Below are 18,286 nucleotides of genomic sequence, written 5' to 3'. Positions count from 1 at the left end.
GCTATGAACAACCCAAAAACCGCTCAATGGCAGGCCATGAGCCGCGACCATCACCTGGCACCGTTCAGCGATTTCAAGCAACTGGCCGAGCAGGGTCCGCGCATCATCACCAAGGGTGAGGGCGTGTACCTGTGGGACAGCGAAGGCCACAAGATCCTCGACGGCATGGCCGGCCTCTGGTGCATGGCCGTGGGCTATGGCCGTGAGGAACTGGTGCAGGCCGCCAGCAAGCAGATGCGCGAGCTGGCTTTCTACAACACCTTCTTTATGACCGCCCACCCGCCGGTGCTGGAGCTGGCCAAGGCCATTTCGGATGTGGCCCCGGCCGGCATGAACCATGTGTTCTTCACCGGCTCCGGCTCGGAAGGCAACGACACCATGCTGCGCCTAGTGCGTCACTACTGGGCGTGCAAGGGCATGCCTGCCAAGAAGGTGATTATCGGCCGTATCAACGGCTATCACGGCTCCACCGTGGCCGGCGCGAGCCTGGGCGGGATGAAGTTTATGCACGAACAGGGTGACCTGCCGATCCCGGGCATCGTGCATATCCCGCAGCCTTACTGGTTCGCCGACGGTGGTGAAATGAGCCCGGAGGAGTTCGGTATCTGGGCCGCCGATCAGCTGGAAGCGAAGATTCTCGAAGTGGGTGAGGAGAACGTCGCCGCCTTTATTGCCGAGCCGATCCAGGGCGCGGGCGGGGTGATCATTCCGCCGGCCAGCTACTGGCCGCGGATCAAGGCAATCCTCGCCAAGTACGACATTCTGTTTGTCGCCGATGAAGTGATCTGCGGTTTCGGCCGTACCGGCGAGTGGTTCGGCAGTGACTACTACGACCTCGCGCCCGATATGATGACCATCGCCAAGGGCCTGACCAGCGGCTATGTGCCCATGGGCGGTTTGATCGTCAGCGACAAGGTGTTTGCGGTGATCAACGAAGGTGGCGACTTCAACCACGGCTTCACCTACTCCGGGCATCCGGTGGCAGCGGCGGTGGGCCTGGAGAACCTGCGCATCCTCAAGGAAGAGGGCATTATCGAGCGGGTCAAGAGCGACACCGGCCCCTACCTGCAACAGCGCCTGGCGAGCCTGGCGGATCACCCCCTGGTGGGCGAGGTGCGCGGTGTCGGCCTGCTCGGCGCCATCGAACTGGTGCAGGACAAGGCCAGCCGCAAGCGTTATCCGAGCGAGGTGGGTGTGGGCATGATCTGCCGTAGCCATTGCTTCAGCAACGGCCTGATCATGCGCGCCGTGGGCGACACCATGATCATTGCGCCGCCTCTGGTGATCAGCAAAGCCGAGATCGACGAGCTGGTGGAAAAGGCGCGTTTGTGCCTGGATCTGACCCTGGAGCAGCTGCACAGTCGCACTTAGTGGGAGGGGCTTTAACCGCGACGCCGTCTGACAGCCCTACCCAGAAAAGGCCCCGACCCTGACTTCAGTGTCGGGGCCTTTGCATTGGCTATGCCCTAATACCCAGTAGCGGCGAGGTGTTGGCGCTGAGTGCGCGCGACCCTGATTTTGTAGGGTGCGCCGTGCGCACCAGCTCGACCCGTCTCGACCGGATGTGCCGGCCTGATCTTGGAAGAGGGTGAAATAGGGACGGAGCAGTCGCTGGGAACCGCGGCGATCCGCGGTGCGCACGGCGCACCCTACGACCTGCCGAGGGCGTCGAGCTTAACGGCGCAGGTAGGCGGCGAAGTCGATATCGCCGGCGGAGAGGATTGCCTGCACCCGGTTATGCACATTGAGTTTGCGCAGGATGGCGGAGACATGGGCTTTGACCGTGGTTTCGGCGATATCCAGGCTGTAGGCGATCTGCTTGTTGGATTCGCCCTTGGTCATGCGCTCGAGCACCAGCAGTTGTTTGCGGGTCAGGGCCTGCAGCAGTTCCGGCGGGAAGCTGGGGTGGTCGGAGTGGCTGCGATGCGAGCTGCTCTTCTGCGAGCGGATGATATCCGGCGGCAGGTAGACGTTGCCGTCGAGGATCTGCTGGATCGCTTCGGTCATCTGCGCCCGTGGCGAGGACTTGGTGATAAAGCCCACCGCGCCATAGGTGATGGCCTGCAGCACGATCTGCTTGTCCTGCTCGGCGGAGACGATCACCACCGGGATGGTCGGGGCTTCGTTGCGCAGGTTGATCAGGCCGTTGAGGCCGTGCATGCCGGGCATATTGAGGTCGAGCAGGATCAGGTCGAGGTCGTCGTTTTCCAGGGTCAGGGCCAGGGCGCTGTCCAGGTCGGCGGTTTCCATGATCTCGCTGCCGGGGAAGCCGTCGCTGATGACGTTGTGGATGGCTTCGCGAAACAGCGGATGGTCGTCGGCAATCAGAATTTTGTACATGGCCTTTCACCTCATTGTTTTGATTATGGTGTGGCTATAGCCGCAGGAAAAATTGTGTACGGTTACGGCATGACGAGCGGTTGCGCGGGGATCAGGGGCAGGCCGGCCTGTTGCCAACCGTCGATACCGTCGCGGTACCAGTAGAGGTTGCTGTAACCCAGGTGATGGGCGCGTTTGCTGGCATTCCAGCCGAGCCAGCAGTCGGAACGGCAGTAGAACACCAGTGGCCAGGCTTTGTCGCCCTGGCTGGCCTGCTCAAGGTAATGGCTGAAGTAGGCCTGCCATTGCGGGCTCAGTTCGCCGTCACCGGTATTGGCCAGCCACAGGCTGTCCGGCAGGTTGGCATGTACTTCGTCTTCGATAAATTGGCCGTGCCACCATGGTCGGCGATACACGTCGATCAGCCGGGTGCGCGGTTGCTCACGCAGCAGCTGTTGCAGGGCTGGGGTGTCGAGGGTCTGGCCATAGTCGATCTGGGCCGGGGTGGGGCTGCGGTAAAGGCTCAGGCGATAGCCATCGGCGGAAAACAGCGGAGCCTCGGTCTGGGCCTGGGCCAGCGGGGTCAGGCTGCTGCCCAACAGGCCGCAGAACAGCAGAAAAGCAGGTCGTGCTAGCAGGGGATACTTCATCGCCTTTGGTCTCGGTTCTTTTTATGTGCGTATTACAGAGCAAAGCTGCTGCTTTGGAAATTCTCCATTGGAGAGGAAAAGCAGTACCAAAGTAGTAAAAGCCACTCTGGCAGAGCACGCGGCCTCTGTAGGAGCGGCGGGGACGCCTAGTCCATGCCCGCGAATGGGCCCGGCGCGGTTTGACGGCAGAACAAAGCCGGGTGGCGTTGGGTCGGCAGGGCAAAGCCGCGTATTGCTGGTTTAGGTGGTAGCGGGTGCTGCCTTGAGATTATCGCGGGCATGGCCCGCTCCTACGGGGTTGCGTCCTACCCGTGGGAGCGGTTGGGTGGCGTTGCGCACTAGGGATGTTGATGCCAACTGGGGGACCGGGTATGAGACGACCGCAGCCACGCTGCGCGCTGTCTGTAGGAGCGAGGGGGACGCCTAGTTCCATGCCCGCGAATGGGCGCGGCGCGGTTTAACGCCTGGGCAAAGCCGAGTGGCGTTGGGTTTGGCGATAGCGGGGGCGACCTGGAGACAATCGCGGCTAAAGCCCCTCCCACGGGGTATGCGTTGTTTTTAGGAGGGGCCGGGCGGCGTTCCGCTTTAGCCGCGAATGGCTTAGCTGGCGCGGCGCAGGGCGGCGTGTTGCGGATTGAAGGTGAGCACCGCGAGCACGGCGAACAGCACCGTCAGGCCCAGGCAGACCAGCAGGGCGGACAGGCTCAGGCGCTGGTAGAGGGCGAAGCGCACCAGCTCCACCGCATGGCTGAAGGGGTTGAGGGCGCACAGCCAGTACAGCCATTCGCTGGCCTCGCGCATCTTCCACAGCGGGTAGAGCGCCGAGGACAGAAAGAACAGCGGGAAGATCACGAAATTCATCACCCCGGCGAAGTTCTCCAGCTGGCGGATGCCATTGCTCAGCAGCAGGCCCAGGGCGCTCAGCAGCAGCGCCACCAGCAGCAGCGCCGGCAGCGCAGCGAGCAGGCCCCAGAGCGGCGGCTGTACGCCATAGAACCAGGCGATGGCGAGAAAGGCATAAACCTGCAGCAGCGAGATCAGTGCGATCGCCAACAGCTTGCTGGCCAGCAGAAAGGCCCGCGGCAACGGGCTGGTCAGCAGCACACGCATGCTGCCCATTTCGCGGTCGTAGACCATCGATAGCGAGCCCTGCATACCGTTGAACAGCAGGATCATGCAGGCCAGGCCAGGGACTATGTAGGTCTCGTAGGTGATGTAGGTGTCATAGGGCGCGATGATGGCGATGCCCAGCGCCGCCCGGAAGCCGGCGGCAAACACCACAAGCCACAGCAGCGGCCGCACCAGCGCGCTAAAGAACCGCGAGCGTTGCAGCACAAAACGCAACCACTCGCGCTGCACGATGCCTTGCAGGCAATACCAGTAGGCATTCATGGGCGAGTCTCCATCGGGCGATGCGGTTGGGTAGGATTGCGTTCTACCAGTGGGAGCGGTTGGGCGGCGCGGCGCATCGTAGGGTGTGCCGTGAGCACCAGCAATGCAGAGGCCGGCAGAGGCGCTGGGTATAAGGCGACCGTTGCCACGCTGCGTCGCATTTGTAGGAGCGAGGGGGGACGCCGAGTCCCATGCCCGCGAATGGTTGTTGAATGCCCGCGAATGGGCGTCGAGTCGTCGAGCGGATCGCGGCCATGGGCCGCTCCTACGGGGTTGCGTTCTGCTCGTGGGAGCGGGTGGGCGGCGTTGTGCATCGTCGGGTGCGCGGGGCCGCCCCAGGTCGTGCGCATTGGCAGGTTCGGAGTCGCGTCCATGGTGCGCACGGCGCACCCTACGAGATGCCTCATGTGACCTCCGCGGTAAGGCGGGCGAAGGTGGCGGCCAGGCTGGCGTCGTCGGCTCCGATCTGGCTGGCCGGGCCCTGGGCCACCAGGCGGCCGCGGTTGAGAATCAGCAGTTCATCGCTGCTCTGCACTTCATCAAGCAGGTGGGTGGTCCACAGCACGGCCAGGTCATCGTCGCGGCACAGCTGGCGCACATGGCGGTTGAGCGCCAGGCGGCTGGCTGGATCGAGGCCGACGCTGGCCTCGTCGAGCAGCAGCAGGCGCGGGCGATGGAGCAGGGCGCGGGCGATTTCCACGCGGCGGCGGTGGCCGCCATTGAGGTCGCGAACCTTGTCGGCGCGGCGTTCGTCGAGTTGCTGGCGCGCCAGTTCTTCGTCGATCCGGGCCTGCGCCGCGCGCCGCGGCATGCCGTGCAGGGCGGCGTGATAGCGCAGGTTCTGCTCCACGCTCAGGTCCAGATCCAGGGTGCTCTGCTGGAACACCACGCCGAGCTGACGCAGGGCCTGGCGCGGCTGGCGGCGCAGGCTGCAGCCGAGCACCTGGATCTCGCCCTGCTGCAGGTCGTACAGGCGGGTGAGCAGGGCGATCAGGGTCGACTTGCCGGCTCCGTTGGGCCCGAGCAGGGCGGTAAAGCGCCCGCACTCGAGGCTGAAACCGACGTCCTGCAGGGCCTGGCGTGGGCCGTAGGCAAAGCCGACGGCGCTGACCTCAAGGGCATTCATGGGGTGACGACCACGCCCCAGGGATAACGACCGACCTTGATCGACTTGCTCACCTTGAGCGAGCCGACCTCGATCACCGAGACGTCGCCGCTGACCCCGTTGGTGGTCAGCAGGCGTTTCTGGTCCGGGGTAAAAGCCATATGCCAGACGCGCCGGCCAACCAGCAGGTAGTCGAGTACTTCATAGGTCTTGGCGTCGACCACCGCCACATGGTTGGCCGGGCCGAGGGCGACGAAGGCCAGCTTGCCGTCATCGCTGAGTTTGACCCCCACCGGCTGGACCTTGTCCGGGTGCACGCCCTTGATCTGGAAGGTCAGCACCTTCTCGATCTGCCGGCTGGCGACATCGACCACACTGACCGTGCCGCCGATTTCCGCCGAGGCCCACAGGCGCTTGCCGTCCTTGTCGAACTCGACATGGCGCGGGCGCTGGTCGACCAGGGTGTTGTCCACCAGCTGCTGGGTGCTGGTGTCGATCCAGTGCAGCATATTGGTGGTTTCGCTGGTATTGACCGCCCACTTGCCGTCCGGGCTGACCGCCATGCCTTCCGGCTCGACGCCGACATCGATCTGCGCCAGCACTTCGTCGCTCTGCACATCGACCACGGTGACCAGGGCATCGTCCTCGTTGGAGATATACAGCCAGCGGTCGTTGGGGTGCAGGGCGAACTGCTCGGGGTCGGCCCCGGAGGGCAGTTCCTTGATGATCTTGCGCGTGGCCAGGTCCATCACCTGCACCCGATCCGAGTCGCTGGCGCAGATGTACAGCAGCTTGTTGTCGCTGGACAGCAGCAGGCCGCGCGGGCGCATGCCGACTTCCAGGGTGGCGCTGACTTCCAGGGTGTCCAGGTCGATCACGCTGATGCTGTCGTCCTTTTCATTGGACACATAGGCGGTGGCGGCGACTGTGGTCCCGGTGCTGATCAGCAGCGTTGCGCCGATCAGGGTGGCGAGCAGGGTCTTGTGCATGTGGAGCCTCCTATTTGTTCTTGGCCGAGGATTGGCGCGCATGGCGCACCCTACGGGTTGGCATGGCCGTGGGCTTCGTAGGGTGCGCCGTGCGCACCATCAAGTACGACTGCCAGCCAGATCACAGCTCACTTCCGGTTGGTCGTAGCCGAGGCTGTCCAGCTCGCTGCTGGGGTGCAAAAAGCCGTCTTGCGGTGAATTGCTGACCAGCGCACGGGGGTGCACCAGGGGAATGGGTTGGCGCAGTTGGCCGTTCCAGCTGCGAAAGCTCAGCTTGCGGCCCTTGAAACCGTCCAGGGGCAGCTGGTCGCTGAGGGCCAGTTGCTGGATCGCCGCCGCGTCGGTCTGGCGCAGTTTGCTCACCGCGCTGGCGATGCTGCGCACGGCGATCCAGGCGGCGAAGTCGCGGTCGTTCATCCAGCGCCCGGCGTGGGCCTCGAAGCGCTTCTGCAGCTGAGCCGCGCCATAGGTTTCCACGGTCTTGTGCCAGCCGGTGGCGGTCAGGCCCTGGGTGCCGGCCACCGGGCGCGGGTACCAGGTCTGGTAGGGCAGGTATTCGCCGAAGTCGCCGCGCTCATCGGCCACCAGCACCACGTCGTATTCCTTGGTCTGGGTAAACAGCGGCATTTCCGCCTGGGCGCTGCGGCGCTGGTCGTTGTCGAAGCTCCAGGGCTTCTCGGCAACTATCTGGTGGCCGAAGCGCTTGGCCGCACGCTTGAGGGCCGCGGCGTAGGCCTGGTCGTCTTCGGTGGGGCCGCTGATCAGCAGCCAGCGCTGCCATTTGCGCACGCTGAGAAACTGCGCCAGGGCATCGGCGAGCATGGCGCGGCTGGGCAGGGTGTGCAGCACGTTGGGCAGGCATTCGTTCTGGCGCAGGCTGTCGTCGCTGCTGCCGGCGTTGAGCAGCAGGCTGTCGTCCAGGCGCAGGCTAAGTTGGCGCAGGGTCTCGGCGGGGGCGTTGACCACAAACAGGCGCAGGCCCTGGTCATGCAGTTCGCTGGCTGCTTCCAGCAGGCTGGCGCTGTCGCCGTGCTGGGCGCTGCTCAGGCTGTAGGCGTGCTTGAGGAAGCGCCCGGTGCTGTTGCTGTCGGTAATCGCCAGCTCGGCCCCGCGCAGGCCGGCGTCGGTGGGTTCGGGGATGACATTGGACAGCAGCGGGCCGGTTTCCGGGATATAGGCCAGGTAACCGATGCGCACCTGCAGCTCGGCGGCCGGGGTGGCTGCCAGGCAGGGCAGCGCCAGGCCGAGGCTGGCGATGGCGCAGAGCAAGAAGTGACGGCTGGTCTGGCGCATGGGCAACTCCTGAGTCGGTGTTGTCAGCATAGGAACAGCCGGCCGTGGGGGAAATATGCCCTAAGTACCGGTGGGCTCGTACCAAGGTCGTAAGTGCAACGCGCGCAGCTCAGCGTTGCGGGTCGCGAATATCCAGGCGCAAGCGCTCTATCACGGCGTGCCCGGCGCTGATGCGCAGCTGCGCCTGTTGCTCGATCTGCAGTTCCCGCGCTGCCGCACCCACCGCGCCAAACCGCTCACGCAGGGTAGTGAAGGCGAGGATGCGACCGTCCGCGGTCAGCAGCTCGGTTGCGCCGCGGGCGTAGCTGTAGTCCTCGCTGCGGTCGAAGCTAGCCTGCCAGAGCGCAGCCAGCTCGGCCTTGTTCAGGCGTTGCCAGTGCGGGCTGTCGGGCAGGCGTACCTGTATATCGGCATCCGCATCGAGGGCGGCCACAACTGCCTGAGCATCCCGGCGCTGGGCGGCCTGGTCGATGGCCGTCAGGGTTGCGAGCACCGCTTCGCGCTCGGCGGCGGAGGGCTGCGAGCCACCTTCGGCGCGGCCTTCCAGGTTGGCGAGAAAGGCGATGGCCGCGGGCTCGTCGCCCTGGCGTGCGGCAGCGCGGATCCAGTTCAGGCCGGGCAGCTGGTCACCGCGCTCGTACAGGCGCTTGCCCAGCAGCCACTGCGCCGTGCTGTTGTCCCGTTCCGCCGCGCGGCGGTACCAGTGCTCGGCCTGTGCCGCATCCACCGCGGTACCCAGGCCCAGCTCATGGGCGCGGCCGACCTCATACATGCCGATGGCATCGCCGCTGTCGGCGGCGCGCTGGTACCAGTGCAGGGCCTGGCTATGGCTCTGCGCAACGGCCAGTCCGGCGGCATGCATATTGGCCACGTTGAGCATGCCCTGGCGGTTGCCGGCCTCGGCCAGGGCCAGGTAGCGGCCATAGGCCTCTTCATATTCGCCCATCTTGTACACCGCATAGGCTTCCAGCACCTGGACCATCTCCCGGGCGATACGACTCTGCTCGTCGGCGGCCAGAGGCGCGCTGCAACTCAGGGCCAGCGTCAGGGCAACGGCCTGCTTGCAGCCGCGGGCTAACAATAGAGGGCGAGGCATGAGGCACCTGTCGGCAGAGGGCGGCTGGAGTGCGCCTGAGGCTAACAAGCGGCGGGCTGCGCGGATCTAGTTCCATGGTGGCGAGTGCCTGCATCCATGGTGCCGACTGTGCGGCGGGGCTAGGGCTGCGGGGCCTGTCCAAAGTACCAGCCGAGCGCTACCAAGGTAGTAAGCCGGCGCGCGTGCGGCGGTTTTAGGATGGGGTCATCTACTAAAACAACAAAGGTACGCGCCCATGTCTCCGTTCAAGACGACCACCCTGGCCCTGATTCTGCTCAGCAGCCTGCTTGGCTTCGACCCCCTCTATGCCGCCGGCGATCTGACCCGCATGAGCACCGCGTTACCGGACCTGCTCCTGGGCAACGAGGAGAGCGACTACAGCATGTCGCAGCACGAATATCAGCTGGAAACCGGCAAGGCCTACAACCTCAAGATCATCGCCAGCGGGCAGAAGGAATACGCCTTCCAGGCTCCGGAGTTCGCCCATTCGATCTTCCTGCGCAAGGTCGAGGCCGGTGGCGTGGAGATCAAGGCGATCACCCTGACCGAACTGGAGTTCGAGGACGCCGGCGAGGCGGAGATCTTCTTCGTGCCGATCAAACCGGGCAAGTTCCGCTTCTATGCCAAGGGCCTGGAAGGTAAGGGCATGCAAGGCCACTTCGTGGTCAAGTAAGGCATGACTGCGCTCTGGCGGATCAACCTCTGGGTCACGCTGTTCTTTGCCCTGCTGGCATTGCTCGGCACGGCCCTGCTGCTGCGCCAGGGCAGTGCCGATGTACAGCGCGAGATGCGCGCCGCCGAGGCCATGATCGAATACCTGCAAGTGGCCGCCCAGCGCGACCCGGCCAGCCTGCACGGCGGCCTGGCCGGTAGCCTGCGGCATGTGCGGGTGACCCCTGTGCCGCCGGAAGGCGTTGCGCCGCCTGCTGCTGAATCCGGCCTGGAGCAGTGGCTGGCCGCTCATCTGCTGCCAGACGCAGGGCCTGCGCTGCAGTTGCAACTGGACGACGGCCAGCGGCTGCAGATCGCCCTGGACCCCGCCGATGAAATCGAAGAAGTCTGGGATTCGCTGCTGCAGCTGCTGTTGCTCAGCCTGCTGGCCTGGCTGGTCAGCCTGCTCAGCATCGCCTGGGCCGTGCGCCGCGGCCTGCGCGTGCTGGACGAACTGCTGGCGGGTTTGGCGCAGGTGAGCCAGGGCCAGCTCAATGTGCGTCTGGTCGCCCACCGCATGCCCGAAGCGCGCAGCCTGGCCGGGCGCTTCAATGCCATGGCCACCACCCTGCAACAGGTGCAGGCCGACAATACCGAACTGACCCAGGCGCTGATGGCCCTGCAGGAGCAGGAACGCGCCCGGCTCGGCCAGACCCTGCACGACGACCTGGGGCAATACCTCACCGGGATTCGCGCCCAGGCCAGCCTGCTGCAGATTGTGGCCGAACAGCCGGAAGCCGTGCGCAGCACCGCACAGAGCCTGGAAGGCCACTGCGAACACCTGCAGAACGGCTTTCGCGCCTTGATCCGCGACCTTTACCCGGTGGTGCTGGAGCGCCTGGAGCTGGACGCCGCCCTGCAACTGCTGACCCAGGACTGGCAGAGCGCCCAGGGCATCCGTTGCCGTTTGCTGCTGGGCGAGGCCTTGCCCGCACTGCCGTTGCCGAGCAAGGCGCACCTCTACCGTCTGGTGCAGGAAGCGCTGACCAATGTGGCCCGGCATGCCCAGGCCAGCGAGGTGCGCATCCGTTTGCAGTACCAGGGCCGACGCTTGCGCCTGCTGGTGCGCGATAACGGCCGTGGCGCGCAGATGCCGCAGCGCGCCGGTATCGGCCTGCGTTCGATCAGCGAGCGGGTGCGCAGCCTGGGTGGCGTGCTGCGCCTGCACAGCCGGCCGGGAGCCGGTTGGTTGCTGTGCCTGAATATTCCTGTGGTGAGGACGAGCCAATGAAAATGGCCATGTCGTCAGCTGTTGTCGAGACAACCGAACCCTGTAGGAGCGGGCTTGCCCGCGAATCAGAGCCAATGGAAAAACATCGCGGCCAGTGCCGCTTGTGTCTGCGCAGATCCCTTCAGCATTGTCGGCAACACTTGGTCAGGACATAGCCATGAAAATTCTTCTGGTGGACGACCACGCCGTGGTGCGTCAAGGCTATGCCAGCCTGCTGCGGGCCATGTTGCCCGAGGTCGAAGTCAGCGAAGCCTGTGACGGCGAGCAGGCCCTGGCCCAGGTGCAGGCACAGATTCCCAGCCTGGTGATCATGGACCTCGGCCTGCCCGGCATCAGTGGCCTGGAAACCCTGCGCCGGCTGCGCCAGCGCTTGCCGCAGATCCGTGTGCTGTTCTTCAGCATGCACGACGAACTGCCGCTGGTGCGCCAGGCCCTGGAGGCCGGAGCCCTGGGCTACCTGACCAAGACCTCATCGCCGCAAGTGCTGATCGAGGCCGTCAAACGCACCCTGGCCGGGCACGTGTACATAGAGCAGGACCTCGCCACCCACCTGGCCTGCAACCGCGGCCAGGACGGCAGCCACGACCCGCGCCTGCAGGGCATGACCCAACGCGAGCTGGAAATCTTCGTGATGCTGGCCAAGGGCATCCCCAACCGGCGGATCGCCGAGCAACTGTGCATCAGCAGCAAGACCGTCTCCAACAACCTGACCCTGCTCAAGAGCAAACTGCAGGTCGACTCCCATGCCGAACTTGTGCACCTGGCCATCGACACCGGGGTGATCCGGGTGGGGCTGGAGAGCGCCTGAAACGGCGAGGCGGCCAGGTTGCAATGACCTGCTCAGGGCCTGAAGGCGATGCCACTTTCTATCCAGTCATCTCAGTGCGGCAAAAGCACAATTCCCTATAACACCGGCCGCTGCCTGGGGCTCGCCGCACGCCGTTGATTCGGTGTAGATTGATGGCACTGGGCCATGGCGGGCATACGGTGTTAGACCGGGTTCTCGTGTAATGGATTGATGTGGAGTGCCATCTAATCACTGTTAGACATCCATTAGACAGAGGGCGTAGATGACGGATATAGCAATTACTCTCGCAGATATTGATTTCCTGCAGGAACAATTAAATTTTTCGGAAATTAGTCCTGTTGATTTTGAAAATCTCGTATTTCATTTGTTGGATGAGATGGGGTTTTCTAATTTGACGTGGAGGAAAGGGGGGGAAGGTAATTCTGCAACAGATGGTGGTCGTGATTTAGAGGCAACATTTTGGACAGTTCTACCTGCTGTGTCTAAAGAGGAAAAATATTGGTTTGAAGTAAAGTATCGGAAGGGTCAATTAGAAAAATCTCAAGTCCAAGGCACTGTGTTGAATGCAGCTGGAAACAATTCAAAAGATAATGTCGTTATAGTTGCAAATAAAACAATTTCAAATCCCACGTTAGACTGGATCAAGGAGTTTCAAAATACACATAAAACGCCAAGTGTTTCAGTATGGCAAGGTCATGATTTAGAGCTTCTTTTAAGGAAGAATCCACGAACTTTAGCTAGGTTTCTCCCCTCGTCACTAGCATTCAGTGGTCGTTGTAAAGTTATCGAGTCTAAGTTTTCAAATCTTATGCTTCTTCCGGCAGGGGGTGAGCTGGATGAGTTGTGGAATAAGAGAGAGGAATATTACGAGAACTCATATCTTACTTTAATTGCTATGTTGGCTGAGGTGGCATATGGAGATGTTGTTGCTCGTCAATGGGGATTAGATATTGATGAGGCTAGGTTGTTCGCGGTTGCTGCTACAGGCATGTTAAACGTGTATCCATTCATATTAAAATGCAGCGCCCTGAACAGAGAGCAGGCTATACTTATTAATGGATTGTCATATATTATTCAATGCCTTCTTTTAAGAATTGGTGAAGAGCTAACGGCAAAAGTTCTATTTAATCCTGAGGAGTTTGCTGAGCCAGGTATGGAACTCCCCGATAAATTGAGATTCAATCGATATGAGCCTATTTTTAACACTATCTTTCATGATCTGAGTGTTCGGTGTAGCGAAATTTTTTGCTCCAAAGTTAGCCATATTCATAAGCAAAAGAAGAGTAGCTACTTCAATAGATTTCTACAGGTGCCTGTGAAAGAGGATGAAGATGAAACACTTATTCTTAATTCGTTACATGGTGACTGCCGAATTGGTATCGTTGCCAAAGATGAATATTGTCCGTTGGGTAATTTAAATGAGACTCCTGAGGCGTTAAGTGGGCTAGTTGAGAGACTTAAATTTGCTCGCGGAGTAATCATAAGTCGCTCTGGAGAATTAAGTGAAAATGCCTAAAAAGCGCGTGTTCTCGGACTGGTTTTCCGCTGCGCTCCAGACCAGACGCAAATGCGGACGTTAGCCACCTATGCCCGAAAACTTGCCATCGATGTCATCTCTTCAACTGCTACTCGTCCATGCTGCATATGGTCGAGCTATGATCAGCGCTCATGATTTAGAAATGCAGCTCTCTGCAATTCTCATGTGCCATCTCATTGAGAACGAAGTTGATTTGAGCGTAGAGCAAATAAGGCGAATGACTTTGGGGCAATTGGTCAGAAAATTCACAAGCGAATTAAAGCCATCTAGCGCACTCGAAGAAGAGCTAGATAATATGGTGTATTTTCGAAACGAACTAGCTCATCGGGCTTCAGCAATTATTACTCGCGCCGCAACTCACGAAGAATGGCATGAGAGAGCAATAACCGAACTCGGCGAAATTGAGAGCTATTTCTTGGAAACCAAGCTGCTTTTGTCGCCTTACTTTGAAAAGTGTTACGAAATAACAAAAATAAGTAAAGATAAAATCTATGAAATTGCCAGCTCTCTATACCCAGGCATCAAAGTCGGCGGCTGACAATATATATATGGATTCTCCCGCAAGTAGTGAGCAAATTTTTCTTTTGTATCTATCGTTAGCACGTTTCATTCATATATCCAACCTGTTTTTGGCTTTACCGCGCCGGCCATTCTGTAGTTCGCGCATCCAGTAGCCCAGATATCAATGGTGGAAAACCCTTCGAGGTTTTCCACCCTACACGGTGATGGGTTTTTGTAGGGTGGACACGCGAAGCTTGTCCACCTATAGAAGCGGTTATTTACCGATCAGGATTAGCCTGATCTCAGCCAATCGATCCGCCCCCCGAACCTCCATGACAACCTAATCCCAGGTCGGCGGGCAGGCTGTGCAGCCCTGCATATTGGCTCCCTGGAAGTTGCCGTAGTGGGTGCGGCTGCCGCTCAGGTCGGCGTTGGCCAGGTTGGAGCCTGAGAGTTTGACTTCCTGCAGGTTGGCATCGGTCAGGGATGCGCCCTTGAGGTCGGCCTTGCTTAGCCAGGTCATTTCCAGGTTGGCGGCGTGCAGCTGGACGTTGTGCATGCGGGCGGCGGACATGCGCGCAAATTCCAGGTCGGCGGCGCGCATATCGGCATTTTGAAATTGCGCGGCCTGGGCAAACAGGCCCCAGCCACGGATGGCCACCAGGCTGCTGTCGGTGAAGTCGGCCAGGCGCAGGTTGCTTTGTTGCAGGCTGGCGCGGGTCAGGTTGGCTTTTATCAGCCGGGCCTTTTCCAGGTTGGCCAGGTTGAGGTTGGCGTGGCGCAGGTTGGCCCCGGAGAGGTCGGCACCGGCCAGGTTCATGCGGCGCATGTCCTGATGGCTCAGGTCGGCATTACGCAGGTCGGCGTTGGGGCACTGGCTGTCGGCTTCGATGCGGCAGCCGTTGATCGTCAGCACCTGGTCGTCGGCCAGTACCTGGCAGCCGATCACCAGCAGGATCAGCGGCAGAAACAGGGTCAGGTAGTTCATGGTGATTCCTCGGGTAGGGTGCGCGGGGCCATTCAGGCCACGCGCACCGAGCGGCGTGTACATGGCGCACCCGCAGTGGGTGCGCCATGTGGGCAGGACTCAGCGCTTGGCGGTGGTCTTGTCCCAGCTCGGCAGCTTGAACACCCAGAACGAGCCGCCCTGGGCGATGGGCTTGGTCAGCTCAGCCATATCGCCGCCCCACAGTGGCACCGCGCCGCCGTAGCCGGAGGTCACGCCGATGTACTGTTCGCCATCTTGTTCCCAGGTGATGGGCGGGGAGATGATTCCGGTGCCGACCTGGAACTTCCACAGTTCCTTGCCGTTCTTGGCGTCGAAGGCCTTGAAGAAGCCGTCGCCGGTACCGGTGAACACCAGGTTGCCCTTGGTGGCCAGCACCCCGGCCCACAGCGGCAGTTTTTCCTTGTGTTCCCATTCCACCTTGCCGGTGGTGGGGTTCATGGCACGCAGGATGCCGACGTGGTCGTCGAACAGGCGCTTGATCCGAAAGCCCATGCCCAGGTAGGCGGAGCCTGGCTTGTAGACGGCTTCCTCGGCCCAGTAGTCCTCCTTCCAGTGGTTGGCCGGTACGTAGAACAGGCCGGTGTCCTGGCTGTAGGCCATGGGGTTCCAGTTCTTGCCGCCGAGGAAGGGCGGCGAGACTTCCACCGACTCGCCCTTGGACTCACCGGGCTTCGGCTTGGGCGGACGCTGGCCTTGGTTTTCCACCGGGCGGCCGGTCTCCAGGTCGATATGGCTGGCCCAGGTGATCTTGTCGACGAAGGGGAAGGCGTTCTGCAGCTTGCCGTTGGCGCGGTCGACCACATAGAAGAAGCCGTTGCGGTCGGCGTGGGCGGTGGCCTTGACGGTCTTGCCGTCCCTGCCCTTGTAGTCGAACAGCACCAGTTCGTTGTTGCCGGAGAAGTCCCAGGCATCGTTGGGGGTGTGCTGGTAGAACCATTTCACTTCGCCGGTGCTGGGGTCGACGCCGACCTGGCCGGAGGTGTAGAGGCTGTCATAGTCCTTCGGGTCGCCGCCGTCGCTGGTACGCGCCCAGCCGTTCCAGGGCGCAGGGTTGCCGGCACCGACGATGATGGTGTTGGTCTCGGCATCGAAGCTGGCGCTCTGCCACGGCGCGCCGCCGCCCTGGCTCCAGGCGGCCTTCTTGCCGGTGGGGTGGGTGGGATCATCCGGCCAGGAGGGTGCCTTGACGTCGCCGGTCGGCGTGCTGTCCTTGCCGTTCAGGCGGCCCATATGGCCTTCGACGAAGGGCCGCATCCAGACCTCTTCGCCGGTTTCCGGGTCGCGGGCGAACAGCTTGCCGACCACGCCGAATTCATCGCCGGAGCTGCCGTGGATCAGCAGGCTCTTGCCGCTGACTTTGTCCTTCACGATGGTCGGTGCGCCGGTCATGGTGTAGCCGACGGCGTGGTCGCCGAACTTCTTGTTCCACACCACCTTGCCGGTGTCCTTGTTCAGCGCCACGACGCGGGCGTCGAGGGTGCCGAAGTAGACCTTGTCGCCGTAGATGGCGACGCCGCGGTTGACCACGTCGCAGCACGGCCGAATGTTGTCCGGCAGGCGGTGGCTGTAAGTCCACAGGCGCAGGCCGGTCTTGGCGTCGAGGGCGAAGACCCGCGAGTAGGAGCCGGTGACATAGACCACACCGTCATGCACCACCGCCTGGGATTCCTGGCCGCGCTGCTTCTCGTCGCCGAAGGAGTAGCTCCAGGCCGGGGTCAGCTTGAACACGTTCTGGTCGTTGACCTGGGCCAGCGGGCTCCAGCGCTGGGCGTTGGTGCCCATGCCGTACTGCAGCACGTTGTGGGTGCTCAGGTGGTCGCTGGCGATATCGTCCCAGGTGACGGGCTTCGCCAGTGCGCTGCCCGCCAGGGCCAGGCCGCCGGCCAGCAGCAGGCTGTGCAGGGCGAGTGCCACGGGGCGTGGCGAGCTGGGTAACGATCTTGTTGTCATGGTTGTGGTTCCCATCGTGATGAAGAAGGCAGCCAGTGCGCCCTGGTTGGCGAACTGGCGAGCCGATAGTGGAACCACGGCCTGCGGGCAGAAACGGAAAAACTCCCGGGTTTGCCGGGAAAATTGCCTATGGCCGTCATGACTTGGCCTTGGGTCTTAAGCCCTGCCGCCGCTCGCCATCGGCCCTACTACCAAGGGACTAGAGGTGAGCCACCAAAGCAGCATTCGTTGTTGACCGGGGCCTTTCTAAGATGCAGATGACGAGCGATTTATTGATGTGCTCTGTGTGCATTCACAAGAAGAAGAGGTCTTGATCATGGCTATTAAAAGCAACTGTGCCGGTGCGTTCCTGCTGTTGGCCTTCTCCGCCAATCTGTGGGCCCATGGCGATGTAGTGCCACAAGCGGTCGAGACGGATGGCCTGGAGCCGCTGGGCGAGGAGTGGTTGGAAGAGAACCCCTACCGCGACAACCCCAAGGCCATCGAAATCGGTTCTTCGGCCTATAACCAGAACTGCGCGGCCTGCCATGGCCTGGAAGCCAAATCCGGCGGCATCGCCCCGGACCTGCGTCTGCTTGAAGCCGGTGCCCTGGGCGATGAGTGGTACAAGGAGCGGGTGATCAACGGCGCGGTGCGCGACGGCCGGGTGTATATGCCGAAAATGGCCGACTACCTCAGCCAGGAAGCGCTGTGGGCCGTGCGCAGCTACCTGGAAAGCGTGGCCGTCGAGGAGTAACGGCCATGGGCCAGAATGCGCCGAGCCTGGTCGCCCTTGTGCGCCAGTGCGGTCTGTACCTGGCCCTGTGCCTGGCCCTGTTTGCGGGCCAGGTTCAGGCGCAGAGCGTCGGTCGCGCGCCGGTGCGCAGCTTCGACTCGATCATCGAGTCCGGGGTGCTCAAGGTCGCCCTCTACGATGATTTCGCCCCCTACAGCTTCCGGCAGGACGGCCAGCCCCGGGGTGTCGATTACGAGGTCGCCGAAGCCCTGGCCAAAGGTCTGGGGCTACGGCTGGAGCTGATCTGGGCACCGCCTGGGGAAAACCTCGACGCCGACCTGCGCGACTATATCTGGCGCGGTCACTACCTGCGCCCCGAGGTGCTCGCCGACGTGATGCTGCGCGTGCCTTACGACCGCGAATTTGCCTACAAGAGCAACGAGCTCGGCGAGCTGGTCAACGAACTGGTGGTGATGTTCGGGGCCTATCAGCGCGAGCGCTGGCAGGTGGCCTACGACCAGCGCCGGCTTGAGGCGGTGCCGAGCATTGCGGTATTCCAGCGGCACCCGATTGGCGTCGAGGTCGACAGCGTGCCCTCGTTCTACCTGTCCTCGGTGTTCGACGGCATGCTCAGCGCCAAGACCCACCATTTCGCCACGCCCCAGGCGGCTTTTGCCGGGATGCGCAACGGCGAGGTGGATGCGGTGATGGCCATGCGCGGCGAGATCGACTGGCAGCTGCAGAAGGCCGCCGACGACAACCTGGCCCTGGCGGAAAACGCCTACCCGGATATGGGCAAGCAGGTCTGGGATATCGGCATGGCGGTGCATGAAAGCAACCGCCAACTGGCCTATGCCCTGGAAGAAAAGCTTGAGGAACTGATCCTCGCTGGCGAACTGAAAACCCTCTACAGCCGCTACGGTCTGCGCTACGAGCTGCCTGGCCTGTATCAGGATGTCGATTAACAGGTCGTTGCAGCG

At 62.1% G+C, this 18,286-nt stretch carries 17 protein-coding genes; 8 read left to right on the top strand and 9 right to left on the bottom strand.

Translation table 11 applies throughout. The annotated features are described in order from the left end of the window. The first annotated feature begins 3 nt into the window (after positions 1–3). Complete coding sequence (locus VMP31_RS17275; protein ID WP_325508942.1) at positions 4–1,371, top strand: aspartate aminotransferase family protein; 1,368 nt, start codon at positions 4–6, stop codon at positions 1,369–1,371. A 303-nt stretch (positions 1,372–1,674) separates the two neighbouring features. Here VMP31_RS17275 and VMP31_RS17270 read toward each other — a convergent pair whose 3' ends face one another. From VMP31_RS17270 to VMP31_RS17240, 7 genes are all read right to left on the bottom strand, one after another. Further along, positions 1,675–2,340 (bottom strand): response regulator transcription factor, encoded by a 666-nt coding sequence (locus VMP31_RS17270; RefSeq protein WP_325508941.1) that lies wholly within the window; start codon positions 2,338–2,340, stop codon positions 1,675–1,677. Positions 2,341–2,402: 62 nt separating this feature from the next. After that, positions 2,403–2,969: a PQQ-dependent catabolism-associated CXXCW motif protein gene (locus VMP31_RS17265; RefSeq protein ID WP_325508940.1), complete on the bottom strand. Its 567-nt coding sequence runs from the start codon at positions 2,967–2,969 to the stop codon at positions 2,403–2,405. Positions 2,970–3,569: 600 nt separating this feature from the next. Continuing rightward, on the bottom strand, positions 3,570–4,361 hold the full coding sequence (locus VMP31_RS17260) for an ABC transporter permease (protein WP_325508939.1): 792 nt from the start codon (positions 4,359–4,361) through the stop codon (positions 3,570–3,572). Between the two features lie 403 nt (positions 4,362–4,764). After that, positions 4,765–5,487, bottom strand: coding sequence for an ABC transporter ATP-binding protein (locus VMP31_RS17255; protein WP_325508938.1), 723 nt, complete (start codon positions 5,485–5,487; stop codon positions 4,765–4,767). Then, positions 5,484–6,455: a YVTN family beta-propeller repeat protein gene (locus tag VMP31_RS17250; protein ID WP_325508937.1), complete on the bottom strand. Its 972-nt coding sequence runs from the start codon at positions 6,453–6,455 to the stop codon at positions 5,484–5,486. Before VMP31_RS17250 ends, VMP31_RS17255 begins: the two co-directional genes overlap by 4 nt. Before the next feature lie 99 nt (positions 6,456–6,554). Then, on the bottom strand, positions 6,555–7,748 hold the full coding sequence (locus VMP31_RS17245) for an ABC transporter substrate-binding protein (protein ID WP_325508936.1): 1,194 nt from the start codon (positions 7,746–7,748) through the stop codon (positions 6,555–6,557). A 109-nt stretch (positions 7,749–7,857) separates the two neighbouring features. Beyond that, positions 7,858–8,844, bottom strand: coding sequence for a tetratricopeptide repeat protein (locus VMP31_RS17240; protein ID WP_325508935.1), 987 nt, complete (start codon positions 8,842–8,844; stop codon positions 7,858–7,860). 235 nt (positions 8,845–9,079) lie between these two features. On the opposite strand from VMP31_RS17240, the gene VMP31_RS17235 reads away from it, so the two are divergent. From VMP31_RS17235 to VMP31_RS17215, 5 genes are all read left to right on the top strand, one after another. Then, positions 9,080–9,517, top strand: a complete 438-nt coding sequence (locus VMP31_RS17235; protein ID WP_325508934.1) for a copper-binding protein — start codon at positions 9,080–9,082, stop codon at positions 9,515–9,517. 3 nt (positions 9,518–9,520) lie between these two features. Beyond that, complete coding sequence (locus VMP31_RS17230; protein WP_325508933.1) at positions 9,521–10,786, top strand: HAMP domain-containing sensor histidine kinase; 1,266 nt, start codon at positions 9,521–9,523, stop codon at positions 10,784–10,786. Between the two features lie 157 nt (positions 10,787–10,943). Continuing rightward, the gene (locus VMP31_RS17225; RefSeq protein WP_325508932.1) at positions 10,944–11,594 is read left to right on the top strand and encodes a response regulator transcription factor; all 651 of its coding nucleotides are present in this window, start codon (positions 10,944–10,946) and stop codon (positions 11,592–11,594) included. A 262-nt stretch (positions 11,595–11,856) separates the two neighbouring features. Then, positions 11,857–13,110, top strand: a complete 1,254-nt coding sequence (locus VMP31_RS17220) for a restriction endonuclease (protein WP_325508931.1) — start codon at positions 11,857–11,859, stop codon at positions 13,108–13,110. A gap of 139 nt (positions 13,111–13,249) precedes the next feature. After that, positions 13,250–13,669 (top strand): hypothetical protein, encoded by a 420-nt coding sequence (locus tag VMP31_RS17215; RefSeq protein WP_325508930.1) that lies wholly within the window; start codon positions 13,250–13,252, stop codon positions 13,667–13,669. 303 nt (positions 13,670–13,972) lie between these two features. Here the strand turns inward: VMP31_RS17215 and VMP31_RS17210 are convergent, their stop codons facing one another. Next, positions 13,973–14,620 carry a pentapeptide repeat-containing protein gene (locus tag VMP31_RS17210; RefSeq protein ID WP_325508929.1) on the bottom strand — a complete coding sequence of 216 codons (648 nt, stop codon included), beginning with the start codon at positions 14,618–14,620 and terminating at the stop codon, positions 13,973–13,975. 99 nt (positions 14,621–14,719) lie between these two features. Next, positions 14,720–16,591, bottom strand: coding sequence for a quinoprotein ethanol dehydrogenase (gene exaA, locus VMP31_RS17205; protein WP_325508928.1), 1,872 nt, complete (start codon positions 16,589–16,591; stop codon positions 14,720–14,722). A gap of 316 nt (positions 16,592–16,907) precedes the next feature. Between exaA and pedF the strand changes: the two genes are divergently transcribed. Together pedF and VMP31_RS17195 are read left to right on the top strand one after the other, a co-directional pair. Further along, positions 16,908–17,327, top strand: a complete 420-nt coding sequence (gene pedF, locus VMP31_RS17200; protein WP_325508927.1) for a cytochrome c-550 PedF — start codon at positions 16,908–16,910, stop codon at positions 17,325–17,327. Positions 17,328–17,332: 5 nt separating this feature from the next. Beyond that, positions 17,333–18,271, top strand: a complete 939-nt coding sequence (locus tag VMP31_RS17195; protein ID WP_325508926.1) for a transporter substrate-binding domain-containing protein — start codon at positions 17,333–17,335, stop codon at positions 18,269–18,271. The last annotated feature ends 15 nt before the right edge of the window (positions 18,272–18,286 follow it).

Source organism: Pseudomonas sp., assembly GCF_035512415.1.
Classification (GTDB): domain Bacteria; phylum Pseudomonadota; class Gammaproteobacteria; order Pseudomonadales; family Pseudomonadaceae; genus Aquipseudomonas.
Note: the sequence above shows the minus strand (reverse complement) of the source record. Positions and strands in the feature narration are given on the sequence as shown.

Coding starts and splice junctions, on each gene's coding strand:
- VMP31_RS17220 (WP_325508931.1), top strand. CDS start 11,857: ATGACGGATATAGCAATTACTCTCGCAGATATTGATTTCCTGCAGGAA.
- VMP31_RS17240 (WP_325508935.1), bottom strand. CDS start 8,844: ATGCCTCGCCCTCTATTGTTAGCCCGCGGCTGCAAGCAGGCCGTTGCC.
- VMP31_RS17230 (WP_325508933.1), top strand. CDS start 9,521: ATGACTGCGCTCTGGCGGATCAACCTCTGGGTCACGCTGTTCTTTGCC.
- VMP31_RS17255 (WP_325508938.1), bottom strand. CDS start 5,487: ATGAATGCCCTTGAGGTCAGCGCCGTCGGCTTTGCCTACGGCCCACGC.
- pedF (WP_325508927.1), top strand. CDS start 16,908: ATGGCTATTAAAAGCAACTGTGCCGGTGCGTTCCTGCTGTTGGCCTTC.
- VMP31_RS17215 (WP_325508930.1), top strand. CDS start 13,250: ATGATCAGCGCTCATGATTTAGAAATGCAGCTCTCTGCAATTCTCATG.
- VMP31_RS17210 (WP_325508929.1), bottom strand. CDS start 14,620: ATGAACTACCTGACCCTGTTTCTGCCGCTGATCCTGCTGGTGATCGGC.
- VMP31_RS17195 (WP_325508926.1), top strand. CDS start 17,333: ATGGGCCAGAATGCGCCGAGCCTGGTCGCCCTTGTGCGCCAGTGCGGT.
- VMP31_RS17275 (WP_325508942.1), top strand. CDS start 4: ATGAACAACCCAAAAACCGCTCAATGGCAGGCCATGAGCCGCGACCAT.
- VMP31_RS17265 (WP_325508940.1), bottom strand. CDS start 2,969: ATGAAGTATCCCCTGCTAGCACGACCTGCTTTTCTGCTGTTCTGCGGC.
- VMP31_RS17250 (WP_325508937.1), bottom strand. CDS start 6,455: ATGCACAAGACCCTGCTCGCCACCCTGATCGGCGCAACGCTGCTGATC.
- exaA (WP_325508928.1), bottom strand. CDS start 16,591: ATGACAACAAGATCGTTACCCAGCTCGCCACGCCCCGTGGCACTCGCC.
- VMP31_RS17260 (WP_325508939.1), bottom strand. CDS start 4,361: ATGAATGCCTACTGGTATTGCCTGCAAGGCATCGTGCAGCGCGAGTGG.
- VMP31_RS17235 (WP_325508934.1), top strand. CDS start 9,080: ATGTCTCCGTTCAAGACGACCACCCTGGCCCTGATTCTGCTCAGCAGC.
- VMP31_RS17270 (WP_325508941.1), bottom strand. CDS start 2,340: ATGTACAAAATTCTGATTGCCGACGACCATCCGCTGTTTCGCGAAGCC.
- VMP31_RS17245 (WP_325508936.1), bottom strand. CDS start 7,748: ATGCGCCAGACCAGCCGTCACTTCTTGCTCTGCGCCATCGCCAGCCTC.
- VMP31_RS17225 (WP_325508932.1), top strand. CDS start 10,944: ATGAAAATTCTTCTGGTGGACGACCACGCCGTGGTGCGTCAAGGCTAT.